General features: G+C 58.9%; 11 protein-coding genes. 5 read left to right on the plus strand and 6 right to left on the minus strand.

What is annotated here, in order from left to right:
• Positions 1 to 50 precede the first annotated feature (50 nt).
• Positions 51 to 1,832: an ABC transporter transmembrane domain-containing protein gene (locus NF676_RS18495; RefSeq protein WP_431078123.1), complete on the minus strand. Its 1,782-nt coding sequence runs from the start codon at positions 1,830 to 1,832 to the stop codon at positions 51 to 53.
• Positions 1,833 to 2,090: 258 nt separating this feature from the next.
• Between NF676_RS18495 and NF676_RS18500 the strand changes: the two genes are divergently transcribed.
• Positions 2,091 to 2,270 carry a PA1571 family protein gene (locus NF676_RS18500; RefSeq protein ID WP_024013646.1) on the plus strand — a complete coding sequence of 60 codons (180 nt, stop codon included), beginning with the start codon at positions 2,091 to 2,093 and terminating at the stop codon, positions 2,268 to 2,270.
• Between the two features lie 167 nt (positions 2,271 to 2,437).
• Here NF676_RS18500 and pdxB read toward each other — a convergent pair whose 3' ends face one another.
• Positions 2,438 to 3,580, minus strand: coding sequence for a 4-phosphoerythronate dehydrogenase PdxB (pdxB, locus tag NF676_RS18505; protein WP_252886571.1), 1,143 nt, complete (start codon positions 3,578 to 3,580; stop codon positions 2,438 to 2,440).
• 160 nt (positions 3,581 to 3,740) lie between these two features.
• On the opposite strand from pdxB, the gene NF676_RS18510 reads away from it, so the two are divergent.
• Complete coding sequence (locus NF676_RS18510) at positions 3,741 to 5,150, plus strand: MATE family efflux transporter (protein WP_150741267.1); 1,410 nt, start codon at positions 3,741 to 3,743, stop codon at positions 5,148 to 5,150.
• Between the two features lie 48 nt (positions 5,151 to 5,198).
• Here NF676_RS18510 and tusA read toward each other — a convergent pair whose 3' ends face one another.
• Positions 5,199 to 5,447, minus strand: a complete 249-nt coding sequence (gene tusA, locus NF676_RS18515; RefSeq protein ID WP_016775503.1) for a sulfurtransferase TusA — start codon at positions 5,445 to 5,447, stop codon at positions 5,199 to 5,201.
• Between the two features lie 162 nt (positions 5,448 to 5,609).
• The gene (gene rlmM, locus NF676_RS18520; RefSeq protein WP_041477361.1) at positions 5,610 to 6,683 is read right to left on the minus strand and encodes a 23S rRNA (cytidine(2498)-2'-O)-methyltransferase RlmM; all 1,074 of its coding nucleotides are present in this window, start codon (positions 6,681 to 6,683) and stop codon (positions 5,610 to 5,612) included.
• A 222-nt stretch (positions 6,684 to 6,905) separates the two neighbouring features.
• Between rlmM and acnA the strand changes: the two genes are divergently transcribed.
• On the plus strand, positions 6,906 to 9,647 hold the full coding sequence (acnA, locus tag NF676_RS18525; RefSeq protein WP_252886572.1) for an aconitate hydratase AcnA: 2,742 nt from the start codon (positions 6,906 to 6,908) through the stop codon (positions 9,645 to 9,647).
• A gap of 314 nt (positions 9,648 to 9,961) precedes the next feature.
• Here the strand turns inward: acnA and NF676_RS18530 are convergent, their stop codons facing one another.
• Positions 9,962 to 10,450, minus strand: a complete 489-nt coding sequence (locus NF676_RS18530; protein WP_016775506.1) for an SRPBCC family protein — start codon at positions 10,448 to 10,450, stop codon at positions 9,962 to 9,964.
• A 176-nt stretch (positions 10,451 to 10,626) separates the two neighbouring features.
• Between NF676_RS18530 and NF676_RS18535 the strand changes: the two genes are divergently transcribed.
• Entirely contained in the window at positions 10,627 to 11,541 is a 915-nt protein-coding gene (locus NF676_RS18535; RefSeq protein WP_252886573.1) for an ADP-ribosylglycohydrolase family protein, read from the plus strand.
• 40 nt (positions 11,542 to 11,581) lie between these two features.
• Positions 11,582 to 11,986, plus strand: a complete 405-nt coding sequence (locus NF676_RS18540) for a lysozyme inhibitor LprI family protein (RefSeq protein WP_056791550.1) — start codon at positions 11,582 to 11,584, stop codon at positions 11,984 to 11,986.
• A gap of 44 nt (positions 11,987 to 12,030) precedes the next feature.
• Here NF676_RS18540 and mrdA read toward each other — a convergent pair whose 3' ends face one another.
• On the minus strand, positions 12,031 to 13,923 hold the full coding sequence (gene mrdA, locus NF676_RS18545) for a penicillin-binding protein 2 (RefSeq protein WP_056791554.1): 1,893 nt from the start codon (positions 13,921 to 13,923) through the stop codon (positions 12,031 to 12,033).
• Between the last annotated feature and the right edge of the window lie 99 nt (positions 13,924 to 14,022).

Here is a 14,022-nt window from a genome sequence, read left to right on the forward strand (position 1 = left end):
CCGTATCGTGAGATGCGGGCATTTTTTTGGTCGGTTACTTGGTCGATTGCTCAGTCTGCTGTGACAGATCGACCATCATTGAACTGCAACGCCGCCAGCCGTGCGTACAGCGGATTGCTGGCGATCAACTCCTGATGTGTCCCCACCGCTACTAGCTTGCCTTGATCCATCACCGCAATCCGGTCAGCGTTCTTCACCGTGGCCAGCCTGTGAGCGATCACCAGCGTGGTGCGGTTTTCCACCAGCGTTGGCAGGGCCTGCTGGATCAGATGTTCGCTCTGTGCGTCGAGGGCGCTGGTGGCTTCGTCAAGGAGCAGGATCGGCGCGTCCACTAGCAAGGCGCGGGCAATGGCCAGACGTTGGCGCTGACCGCCGGACAACCCGAGGCCGCCATCGCCGAGATGAGTTTGATAGCCGTCCGGCATTTGTTCGATGAAGTCGTGGGCGTGGGCAATTCGCGCAGCTTCCTTGACCTGTTCAAGCGTGGCCGTCGGGCAGCCGTAGCGAATGTTGTCCTCCACGCTGCCGAAAAACAACGCGGGGGTTTGCGAGACCAGGGCGAAACAGCGGCGCAGATCCAGCGGGTCAAGGCTGGTCAGCGGCACGCCATCGAGGAAAATCTGCCCCTCGCGTGGATCGTAGAAGCGCAGCAACAAGTCGTAAACCGTGGACTTGCCCGCGCCGGACGGCCCCACCAATGCCAGGGTTTCGCCTGCCCTCACCGTCAGATTCAAGCCATCGACGGCGTAGCTTTGCGGACGCGACGGGTAGGAAAAACGCACGTCGCACAGTTCAAGTTCACCTTTGACTCGCGCTGGCAGAGTGACCAGTCCGGTCAACGGTGGCTGGATGATGTTTTCCGAACGCAGCAATTCTGCGATGCGTTCAGCGGCACCCGCAGCGCGTTGCAGTTCGCCGATCACTTCGCTCAGCGTGCCGAACGCACTGCCGACAATCAGGCTGTAGAAAACGAACGCCGCCAGTTCCCCAGCCGAAATCCGTCCCGCCATCACATCCATGCCGCCGACCCACAACATCACCGCCACCGCGCCAAGCACCAGCACGATCACCAAAGTGATCAACCACGCTCGCTGGAAGATCCGTTTACGCGCAGTTTCGAACGCCTGCTCGACGGTCGAAGCGAAACGCTGCTCGTCCTGAACCTGGTGGTTGTAGGCTTGTACGGTTTTGATCTGACCAAGGGTTTCCGACACATAGCTGCCAATGTCGGCGATACGGTCTTGGCTCTGGCGCGACAGATTGCGCACGCGGCGGCCGAAAATCAGGATCGGCGCGATCACCAGCGGCAGTGCAATCACGACAATGCTGGTCAACTTCGGATTGGTGATGAACAGCAACACCACACCACCGATGACCATCAGCAGATTGCGCAGGAACAGCGAAAGCGACGAGCCGATCACCGATTGCAGCAGCGTGGTATCAGCGGTCAGACGCGACTGGATTTCCGAGCTGCGGTTGTCCTCATAAAAGCCTGGATGCAGATACACCAGGTGATTGAACACTTGGCGGCGAATGTCGGCGACCACGCGCTCGCCTATCCACGACACCAGATAGAAACGGGCAAAGGTGCCCAGCGCCAGCCCGAGCACCAGCAACATGAAAATCCCGATCGACTGATTCAGCAGATGCGGCGAACGGGTCATGAAACCCTGGTCTACCAACAACTTGATGCCCTGCCCCATCGACAAGGTGATGCCGGCGGTGACGATCAGCGCGAGCAGTGCGCCGAAGGCATGCCAGCGGTACGGCAGGAGAAAATGACTGGTCAGGCGCAGGGCGCGCCGGTGTCGGGAAGAAAGCATGGAGATCATGGAGTTCACGTCTGCGCAGATGGATCGGGCCAGCCTACAGACTCAGATGGGGTGGAACTCTGTAAATCACAATGAGTCAGGTTAAATATGCCCGGGATGTCCGGATGCTAGAAACGATTGGTCTAAGGTTGCGGTTGAGACGAGCGGTCATTTCTGTTTGAGTAGAGATGCCGCCCGCCGACAGACCGCAGGGAGTTGTCACAGCCTGGTCACGTGGCGGTTTTAACTTAGGCACACAACCTGATGAGGAGACAGGCCATGTCCTTGCAACACAGCAGCGAAGACAAGATTGAAGTGATCCGCACCAAACCCGACCAGTCTCTGGGTTGCTCGATTATCGATGAGCAGGGCCGCGAAGTACCGATCACTGAAGACATGATCCAGGACGCGTGCCGCGAACTGGAGAAGCGATTGGTCAAGCCTGCCGAACAAGAGTGATGTAGCCACCGTCTTCCTGACCCGGCCCTGATTGGCCGGGTTTTTTATATCTGCAATTCGGGATTGGTGGTGTGGCTTTCGCGAGCAAGCTCGCTCCCACCTTTAACTTTGCTGCACTGTAGATCCCCTGTGGGAGCGAGCCTGCTCGCGAAAAGGCCAGCGCTGATTCAGACAGCCACCGCCCCCAGCGCCTCAACAATCTGCCGCAGCACAGGCGCATCTCCTTCAATTCGCACCTTCAGCCCTTCGATCTCGCGTCGCACCGGATATTGCTTGCGCAACGCGTCAAACGCCGCGCGCTGCTCAGCGACATTTCCCACGAGACTGCGGCGGAAATCCGCATCATCGCGGCGCGGGTCGTACACGCCCCGGCACAACATCGCCAGTGCCCACGCCGGATCGCAGTCACCGTGCAGGGAAACTTCCGACAACCAGGTTGCTGGCAGCAGATCACTGAGCGCGATAGCCGCAGGTTGGCCAATGAAAGCGCAGTAGGCCTGATAGATTTGCGCGGTCCCGCGTTGCTTGCCGTCGAGGCTGTAACCGGCAATATGGGGCGTGGCCAACACGCAGAGCTCGGCCAGCGCAGGGTCGACTTCCGGTTCTTTTTCCCAGACGTCGAGCACCGCTTGCAGGTCCTCGCGCTCCAGCAGCACCTCACGCAGCGCTGCATTGTCCACTACAGGGCCACGCGCCGCGTTGATCAGCCAGGCACCCTGCTTGAGTTGCTGCAAACGCTGTTGATCGAACAGATGCCAGGTTGCAGAGTCGCCGCTGCGGGTCAATGGCGTATGCAGACTGATTACGTCGCACTGCTCGATGATCTGCTCAAGGCTGACATAATCGCCGCCCTCGGCAGCCTGACGCGGCGGGTCGCAAACCTTGACGTTCCATCCCAGGCCTTTCAGGACCTTGATCAAGCGCCCCCCCACTTCACCGGCGCCGACAACGCCGTAAGTACGCTGAGTCAGATCCGCGCCTTCGATTTCGGCCAGCGTCATCAGACTGCCCAGTACGTAATCGACCACGCCACGAGCATTGCAACCCGGCGCGCTCGACCAGCAGATCCCGGCCTCGTTGAAGTAATCGAGATCCAGATGATCGGTGCCGATGGTGCAGGTGCCCACAAAGCGCACCTTGCTGCCTTCGAGCAGCGCGCGATTGACGTTAGTCACCGAGCGCACCAGCAACACATCGGCCTGCTCAACCGTCGCGCGGTCAATGGAGCGGCCCGGCACTCGGCGGATGTCGCCGAAACCGGCAAAAAAAGCATCGAGCAGCGGGATATTTTCGTCGGCAACAATCAGCATGGCGGGCTCCTTGGGCGGATCGGCAGTTTAGGTGCTGACGCGTCGATCAGCCAGCAGGGTTTGCGCTTACAAATACGCAACAGAGGATATTTCCTGACCGAGGCGTCAGCGGCGTAGAATGCGCCGCTCTGCGCATCAATACTTTCTGGACGCTTTGCCTGTGAACCCTGTAACTGACCAACCTGTCGCCGTCTCGCTGAGCCGCCCTGCGCGGATTCGCCTGGAGTTGAAAAACCTGCTCGCCCTGGCCCTGCCGATCATCATCGCGCAACTGGCGACCACGGCCATGGGCTTCGTCGATGCGGTGATGGCCGGGCGCGTCGGCCCCAAGGACCTGGCGGCAGTGGCGCTGGGCAACTCGATCTGGGTTCCGGTGTTTCTATTGATGACCGGCACCCTGCTGGCCACCACACCAAAAGTCGCCCAGCGTTTCGGCGCCGGCAAGCACAGCGAAATTGGCCCGATTGTGCGTCAGGCGTTGTGGCTGGCATTGGTAGTCGGATTGATCGCCACCTCGATGCTGGTCGCCGCCGAGCCGGTGCTGCATCTGATGAAGGTCGATCCCGAGCTGATCGGCCCGTGCATGCAATATCTGCACGGCATCGCCAGCGGCTTGCCGGCGGTGGCCCTCTATCACGTGCTGCGCTGCACCAGCGATGGCATCGGCCGCACCCGCCCGGCCATGGTGCTGGGCCTCTGTGGTCTGGCGCTGAACATCCCGCTGAACTACATCTTCATCTACGGCCACTTCGGCGTGCCGGCCATGGGCGGCGTCGGCTGCGGTTGGGCCACGGCGATCGTGATGTGGGTAATGGCGCTGGGCCTGGCCGGGTATGAACGCTGGGCACCGGCCTATCGCTCAAGCGAATTGTTCAGCCGCTTCGACTGGCCGCAGTGGGCGGTGATCAAACGTCTGCTGTCGATTGGTTTGCCGATCGGCATCGCGGTGTTTGCCGAGTCGAGTATTTTTGCCGTAATCGCCCTGCTGATCGGCAGCCTCGGCGCGACGGTGGTGGCCGGGCATCAGATCGCGCTGAACGTCAGCTCGCTGGTATTCATGATTCCCTATTCGCTGGGCATGGCGGTCACCGTGCGTGTCGGTCAGGCGCTTGGGCGCGAAGAACCGCGTGAAGCGCGCTTTGCCGCCGGAGTCGGCATGGGCACGGCGCTGGCCTACGCCTGCCTGTCGGCGAGCCTGATGCTGGCGCTGCGCGAGCCGATTGCGGCGATCTATACCGCTGATCCAACGGTGATTCATATTGCGGCGATGCTGATTGTTTATTCGGCGCTGTTCCAGTTTTCCGATGCGATCCAGGTGACCGCAGCAGGCGCACTGCGTGGCTATCAGGACACTCGGGTGACGATGATCCTGACTCTCTTCGCCTACTGGGGCATCGGTCTGCCGGTCGGTTATGCGCTGGGCCTGACCGATTGGCTCGGCGAGCCACGCGGTCCGAGCGGTTTGTGGCAGGGTTTGATCGTAGGCTTAAGCTGCGCAGCGTTGATGCTGTCGATTCGTCTGACACGCAGTGCGCGCAAGCGGATTCGAATCAGTCGTTCGGCGGGTTGATCACCCATAAAAAAAGACCTGCATTTGCAGGTCTTTTTTTGCCCTGAGTCAGGACTTCTTGCGAATCCAGTACAGATAGGTGCCGGCCTCTTCGTGCTGGCTGACCAGCTCATGGTCAAGAAACACGCAGAACTTGGGGATATCGCGCTTGGTCGAGGGATCGGTGGCGATCACCTTGAGCAAGCCGCCAGGCACCAGATCGCGGATGTGCTGGTGCAACATCATTACCGGTTCCGGGCAATTGAGGCCGGTGGCGTCGAGGGTGCCGTCGACCGGGGTATCGATCATTTCACTCATGGTTCACTCCAGAAACTGGCCGGCATTGTCGCGCATTGCTTGGGATATCGTCCAACCCATGTGGGAGCGAGCCTGCTCGCGAAGGCAATCCGTCAGTCAACACATCGTTGGCTGCCCCACCGCTTTCGCGAGCAGGCTCGCTCCCACAGGTTCAGTGTTGTGTCAGCGCGATTTGGTTTTCCTGGTGTCGTGCCGGCGCAGATGGCAAGTCACTTCCTCGCGGTCGTGATATAGCTGCTTGCAGCCGATATCAACCTTGATCCCACGAGCCTTGAAACCATCGGCAATGCGCTCGAGCAGACGTTTCACTTCGGCATAACGCTGCTTCATCGGCAGCTTCAGGTTGACCACCGCCTCGCGGCAATGCCCCTCGCCGATCCACTCTTCGAGCATCGCCGCGTTGCGCGCCGGTTTCTCGACGATGTCGCATACCATCCAGTCCACCGGCTGCTTCGGCTTGAAGGTAAAACCGTCCGCCATCAGATGCTGGACCAGCCCGGTTTCCATCAGGCTTTCAGCCATCGGGCCGTTGTCGATAGCAGTCACCAGCATGCCCCGGTTGACCAGTTGCCAGGTCCAGCCGCCCGGCGCGGCGCCGAGGTCGACGCCGGTCATGTCGCTGTGCAGGCGGTCTTCCCACTGATCACGTGGAATGAAGTGGTGCCACGCCTCCTCCAGCTTCAAGGTCGACCGGCTCGGCGCCTCGCGAGGAAACTTCAGGCGCGGAATGCCCATCGGCCACATCGCCGAATTGCCGGCATCGGCCATGCCGAGAAACACTTCGCGGCCACTCTTGAAGGTCAGCAACAAACGCGGCTTGCTGGCGTCTTCCACCAGTTTGCCAGCGGCGGTCAGCGCCTTGCGCAGCGGGCCTTCGAATTTTTTGCAGAAATTCGACAGTTCCTTGCCGTCATTGGTATCGACCACTTCCAGCCACAGACTGCCAAACACCGGGAAATCGGCCATGTGCGCGAGGATTACGCTGATGCGATCGTTTTCCGGCAGATCAATGAAAAAGCCCCGCGCCCACTGCCGAGGGAAGATCAATTCGGCGAAACGCTGACCGCGCATCAGGCGTTCGGCGCCGTCGGCTTCAGTGCAGACAAACTCGGCGCAGGCCGTGGCGGTTTTGGCTTTGGCGTAACCGGCGACATTGAGACGGGCGGCGAGATCGGAAATCTCCGAACAGACTTCGCCTTCGAAGCCGGGCCGGCAATGCATGAATAGGGTGTTCATTCTTACTCCTGGGCAACGGTCGATCATTCGACCGTTGCGCGATGCTCAAGCCTTGCGTTACCGCAATGCCTGTCACGAAAACCGGCGCATGATAGCTGAAGTCGGAACCTTGGTTCCGCTCATACAGTCCAGTTATTAGCCAGCTATTCAAAACAGGGCTAGGTTTAATGCTCTGCCCGTCCCCTCAGTCCGTAGCCGTGCGGACTCAAAGGAGTGATCGTAATGCCGTCCCTCGATAGTCTGAAGTCACTGAAAACCCTACAAATCGATGCCACGACCTACCATTATTTCAGCTTGCCGGAAGCCGCCAAAAGCCTGGGCGACCTCGACAAGCTGCCGATGTCGTTGAAGGTACTGCTGGAAAATCTGCTGCGCTGGGAAGACGAAAGAACCGTCACCGGCGCTGACCTCAAAGCCATCGCCGCCTGGCTCAAGGAGCGCCGCTCCGATCGCGAAATCCAATACCGTCCCGCCCGGGTATTGATGCAGGATTTTACTGGTGTCCCCGCCGTCGTCGATCTCGCCGCAATGCGCGCGGCGATGGCCAAGGCTGGTGGCGACCCGCAACGCATAAATCCGTTGTCGCCGGTGGATCTGGTGATCGACCACTCGGTGATGGTCGACAAGTTTGGCAGCGCCAGTGCGTTTGAACAGAACGTCGACATCGAAATGCAACGCAACGGCGAGCGCTATGCCTTTCTGCGCTGGGGCCAGAGTGCGTTCGATAACTTCAGCGTGGTCCCGCCGGGTACCGGCATCTGCCACCAGGTCAACCTCGAATATCTCGGCCGCACCGTTTGGACCAAAGACGAGGATGGCCGCACCTACGCGTTCCCCGACACGCTGGTCGGCACCGACTCCCACACCACCATGATCAACGGCCTCGGCGTACTCGGCTGGGGCGTGGGCGGGATCGAAGCGGAAGCGGCGATGCTTGGGCAACCGGTATCGATGCTGATTCCGGAAGTGGTCGGCTTCAAACTCACCGGCAAACTCAAGGAAGGCATCACCGCCACCGATCTGGTGCTGACCGTAACGCAGATGCTGCGCAAGAAAGGCGTAGTCGGCAAATTCGTCGAGTTCTATGGCGATGGTCTCGCCGATCTGCCACTGGCCGACCGCGCAACCATCGCCAACATGGCCCCGGAATACGGTGCGACGTGCGGCTTCTTCCCGGTCGACGATGTCACGCTGGAATACCTGCGCCTGTCTGGCCGGCCGCCGGAAGTGGTGAAACTGGTCGAGGCCTACACCAAGGCTCAAGGCCTGTGGCGTCTGCCGGGTCAGGAGCCGGTGTTCACCGACAGCCTGGCTTTGGACATGGGCAGCGTCGAGGCCAGCCTGGCCGGACCGAAACGTCCGCAGGATCGCGTCTCGCTGCCGAACGTCGCGCAGGCCTTCAGTGATTTCATCGACCTGCAATTCAAACCCACCAGCAAGGAAGAAGGACGCCTTGAAAGCGAGGGTGGCGGCGGCGTAGCAGTGGGCAACGCCGATCTGGTGGGCGAAGCGGACTACGAATACGAGGGCAAGACCTATCGCCTGAAAAACGGTGCAGTGGTCATCGCCGCGATTACCTCCTGCACCAACACCTCCAACCCGAGCGTGATGATGGCTGCTGGACTGCTGGCGAAAAAAGCTGTCGAGAAAGGTCTGACGCGCAAGCCTTGGGTCAAAAGCTCACTGGCCCCCGGTTCGAAAGTCGTCACCGACTATTACAAGGCTGCCGGGCTGACTCAATACCTTGATCAGCTCGGGTTTTCGTTAGTTGGCTACGGTTGCACCACCTGCATTGGCAACTCCGGGCCACTGCCGGAGCCGATCGAGAAAGCCATTCAGAAAGCCGATCTGACCGTCGCGTCGGTCTTGTCCGGCAACCGCAACTTCGAAGGTCGCGTACACCCGCTGGTGAAAACCAACTGGCTGGCCTCGCCTCCGCTGGTCGTCGCCTACGCACTGGCTGGCAGCGTGCGCACCGACATCAGCAGCGAACCGCTGGGTGAGGATCAGCAGGGCAATCCGGTATACCTGCGCGATATCTGGCCGAGCAGCCGGGAAATCGCCGAAGCGGTGAATCAGGTCAACACGGCGATGTTCCACAAGGAATACGCCGAAGTGTTTGCCGGTGATGAGCAATGGCAGGCCATCGAGGTGCCGCAAGCGGCGACTTACGTGTGGCAGGACAATTCGACCTACATTCAGCATCCACCTTTCTTCGACGACATTTCCGGCCCTCTGCCGGAAGTCAAAGACGTCAAAGGCGCGCGGGTCTTGGCCTTGCTCGGCGATTCAGTGACCACCGACCACATCTCCCCCGCCGGCAACATCAAGATCGACAGCCCGGCCGGGCGATACCTGCAGGAAAAAGGCGTGGAGCCGCGCGACTTCAACTCCTACGGTTCCCGTCGCGGCAATCATGAAGTGATGATGCGCGGTACGTTTGCCAACATCCGTATTCGCAACGAGATGCTGGGTGGCGAGGAAGGTGGCAACACACTTTACATTCCCACCGGGGAAAAAATGGCGATCTATGACGCAGCGATGAAATATCAGGCGTCGGGTACGCCGTTGGTGGTGATTGCCGGTCAGGAGTACGGCACCGGGTCGAGCCGTGACTGGGCGGCGAAAGGCACCAATCTGCTGGGCGTCAAAGCGGTGATTGCGGAGAGCTTCGAACGTATTCACCGCTCTAATCTGGTCGGCATGGGTGTGCTGCCGTTGCAGTTCAAGCTTGATCAGAATCGCAAGAGTCTCAATCTGACCGGCAAAGAGACGTTCGAGATTCTGGGATTGACCGGCGTCGAGCTGAGGCCGCGGATGAACCTGCCGCTGGTTATCACTCGGGAGGATGGGCGTCAGGAGAGAATCGAAGTCTTGTGCCGCATTGATACGCTGAATGAGGTCGAGTACTTCAAATCCGGGGGGATCCTGCATTATGTGTTGCGGCAGTTGATTGCTTCGTGACGGGATGACATTCGCGCAGGCTGTGATCTTTTTGACCTGGCTTTTAAAAGCAGGATCAAAAGATCGCAGCCTTCGGCGGCTCCTACATTCAGGCGAAAAAAAACCCGCCGAAGCGGGTTTTTCCCAAGACCATTATCGACTCCCTGTCGGCAGCGATCCTTGCGATGGTCGATCGTCCATGATCCTGAAACACTCCCTGTGTCTCAGTTGATGTGTGTAGATTACCCAGTGGATCCAATCAGCAATAGTCGTAAAAGCTACCAATGCGTGTAAGACATTCGCCATACAAACACTGCCGAAAACCCTTAGACCTGTCAGGCACCGCCGCTTTCACGAGCCCTGGCGCTTTCGGCGAGAAACTGTTCAAGCCTGCTCAACTGCTCCTCCCAGCCGCGACTGTCCATGTAATACGCCTCTTTCTGACGGATATCAGGGATGTGCGCGAAGCCGGACTCCGAGACCTTGAGTAGAGTGCCGTCCTCGAAGTCCTGCAATTCGAACTTGACCAGCGTGGTCGGCTCTTGCGAGTAGTCGATCTTCGGGTTGACCGCATACGGGTGCCAGCGGAAAGAAAACAACTGCTGCGGCTCGACCCGCTCGATCAGCACATTCCACAATACGTGTTCATAACCGGGGTACGTGACCTGGCCCTGCGTCCACTCACCGGCAATGAAGCGCCGGCCCTCAAGTGCCACGCCAAACCACTGACCGAACGCCTCTGCATCGACCAATGCGCGCCAGACATGGGAACGCGACGCCTTGAGCGTGATCTTGCGTTCGAAACTGTTAGGTACTGGTTTCATACGTCACCTCCTGTTCTGAACACTAGGCTTGTATGACCACATGTCCAATGCGAAGTTGTATCCAGGCGCTGCAGGCATCGATCCGAGCAGACACATCCTGCGGTAGTTTCCGCTCTGTGATCGGCGCCGCTTGACCTGTTATCTTTCCAGCGAATCCGCAGAAACAAGGACGAATCATGCAGCCCTCTCTTGCCGATCGGTATCGCGGCGCCCTCCTCGGCCTGGCTTGCGGCGATGCGGTCGGCACAACAGTTGAGTTCCAGCCGCGAGGATCATTCCAGCCGCTGAGCGACATGGTCGGCGGTGGCCCGTTCCAGCTCAAGCCAGGGCAATGGACCGATGACACCTCAATGGCACTCTGCCTGGCCGAGAGCCTGCTGCGCAAAAACGGTTTCGACGCGGCTGATCAGATGGGCCGCTATCTCAATTGGTGGAAATGGGGATATCTGAGCTCCACCGGTGAATGTTTCGACATCGGCATGACCGTGAGCCAGGCGCTGCAACAGTATCAGCGAAGCGGAGAGCCTTTTGCCGGCTCGACTGACCCGTTGACAGCTGGCAACGGGTCGCTGATGCGGTTGGCTCCTGTCGTGCTGTTTTATTTTCCCGACGCTAGACAGATCCAGATCCACGCCGCCGACAGTTCGCGCACAACCCATGCGGCGCCGGAGGCAATCGAGTGCTGCCAATTGCTGGCTGATCTGATCGCACGAGCGCTTGAGGGAGCCGACAAAACGCAACTGCGCCAATCGCTACTTGCAGAGTATTCCCAACCCAAGGTGGTTGCGATCGCGCGGGGTGAGTATCTCGGCAAAAAAGAAAACGAAATCAAGGGCAGCGGCTATAGCGTGCAATCATTGGAAGCCGCTTTGTGGTGCTTCCATCACACGCAAACATACGCTGACGCGATACTGAAAGCAGCCAATCTCGGTGATGATGCGGATACCACAGCTGCTATCGTGGGTCAGTTGGCCGGTACTTACTACGGCGCTCGGGCGATTCCCGAGCACTGGCTGGAGCAGTTGCATGACGGCGAAGAAATCACCGCCACTGCGGATCGCTTGCTTGAGGCCTCCCGGCTACGTACATAACACTCGATACACTCTTCCCACTCAATACAGCGAGAACCTTATGTCAGTGCGTCTGCTTTTGGCCTCTGCGCCCTTTTTGTTTGCCCCTTTCGCCCATGCCGCCGTTGATTGCGCCAACGCCAGCGATCAGGCGACGATGAATCAATGCGCGGGGCAAGCCTTCAAAGCGGCAGACAAGGAACTGAATACGCTCTATCAGCAGATCACCGGACGCCTGAAGGACAACCCGGACGGAAAGAAGCTGCTGGTCAACGCGCAGCGGGCGTGGGTCAGCTTTCGGGATGCCGAGTGCAAGTTTTCGGCTTCTGGGGTGGCAGGCGGGAGTGTGTATCCATTGGTTTACAGTAGTTGTCTTACAGACGTAACCAAGGCCAGAGTAGAAACCCTCAAGCAGTATTTGAAATGTGAGGAAGGTGATATGAGCTGCCCGGTACCCGGTGCGTAATCACAGGCTCCGCTTACGGAGCCTGTGCTGTGAACCGTTACGCCTCAGACGTGAGGATCGCCCGGCGCTTTGCTCGGCGCAGCGTATTGAGGTTTAAGGTGACCATCCTGATCGAGTAACCAGGCGTCCATGATCTGCCGCACTACTGGACCGGCAACACGACCACCCGCCTCGCCGTTCTCGATCATTACCGAGATGGCGATCTTCGGATGCTCGGCCGGTGCGAATCCTACAAACAGGGCGTTGTCACGGTGGCGCTCAAGGGTTTTCTCGCGGTTGTAACGCTCACCCTGCTTGATCGCCACCACCTGCGCCGTACCACTCTTGCCGGCGATGCGATATTGCGCCCCCGCAGCGGCCGCACGGGCAATGCCTCGAGCATCGTGCATGACCATCTGCATACCGTGGTTGACCTGCTCCCAATCCCGCGGATCTTTAAGCAGGATATTTGGCATTGGATGCTCATCAACCGGAGCTACACCGTCGACCGACTTGGCCAAGTGCGGCCTATTCCATATCCCCTTATTGGCGATCAGGGCAGTGGCCTGGGCCAATTGCAGCGGTGTGACCTGCATGTATCCCTGGCCGATGCCGAGAATAACCGTCTCGCCGGGATACCAGGCCTGTCGCCGTGTAGCGCGTTTCCACGCCTGCGACGGCATCAGACCGGGGGACTCTTCAAACATGTCCAGCGAGACTTTTTCACCAAGGCCGAACATCGCCATGTAGTCGTGCAGACGATCGATGCCAAGCTTGTGCGCCAAGTCGTAGAAGTAGGTGTCGTTGGAACGCATGATCGCCGCGTCCATGTCCACCCAACCATCACCGCTGTGGTTCCAGTTGCGATACTTGTGATCGAAGTCCGGTAGTTGGTAATAGCCGGGATCGAATACGCGGGTCTGCGGAGTTACGACGCCTGCGTCCAGCCCTGCGATGGCGACTTCCGGTTTGATCGTCGAGCCTGGGGCGTACAGGCCACGCAATACGCGGTTGAACAATGGCCGATCGATGGAATCCCGCAGCGCTGAATATTCCTTCGAACTGATCCCGGTGACGAACAGATTCGGATCGAAGCTCGGATTGCTGACCATCGCCAGCACTTCTCCGGTGGACGGGTCGAGAGCTACCACTGAACCACGACGGTCTCCCAAAGCAGCTTCGGCGGCTTCCTGCAGTTTGACGTCAAGACTAAGGACGATGTTTTTACCTGGAACCGGATCCGTGTGCTTGAGCACCCGCAGCACGCGGCCTTGAGCATTGGTCTCGACTTCTTCGTAACCGACATGGCCGTGCAACTGCGCCTCATAAAAACGCTCGATACCGGTTTTACCAATGGACTGCGTACCTCGGTATTCCACGGAGTCGAGGGTTTTAGCTTCCTTTTCATTGATCCGACCGACATAACCGATTGAATGAGCGAAATGTGCGCCGAGAGGATAGTGCCGGACAAACTGCGGTTCGACATCAATGCCCGGCAAGCGAAATTCGTTCACCGCCAGGACGGCGATCTGCTCTTCCGTCAGCTCATAAAACAGTGTGACCGGTGTAAATGGATGCCGGGATTGCTTCATCGCCTTGTCGAATACCGTGCGGTCTTCAGCAGGCAAGTGCAGCAAGTTGATGACTTCGTCCAGCTCCTGATTGACGTCGGTTGCACGCTCCCGAGTGATGGTCAGGTTGTAGCTGGGACGGTTGTCGGCGAGCAATACACCGTTGCGGTCGTAGATCAATCCCCGCGTCGGCGGTATCGGCAGGACATGGACTCGGTTGTTTTCGGAGATGGTCGAGTGGTAATCGAATTCCACGACCTGGAGAATGTACAGGCGCACCACCAAAGCGCAGCTGATGGCGAACACGAACAGAGCACAGGCAATCAAGCGTTTGTTGACCAGCCTCGTCTCTTTTTCATGATCCTTGATCGGGATTGGTTCAGGCATTTCTACAGCAACTCTTTGACGTAAATGAGTGCCGATCCATGGGCAGGGCATCAGTCCGTTAAAAAACGAGCTGCACCATACCAAAACTCGCCATCCACT

The organism is Pseudomonas siliginis (assembly GCF_024072275.1).
Lineage (GTDB): Bacteria > Pseudomonadota > Gammaproteobacteria > Pseudomonadales > Pseudomonadaceae > Aquipseudomonas > Aquipseudomonas siliginis.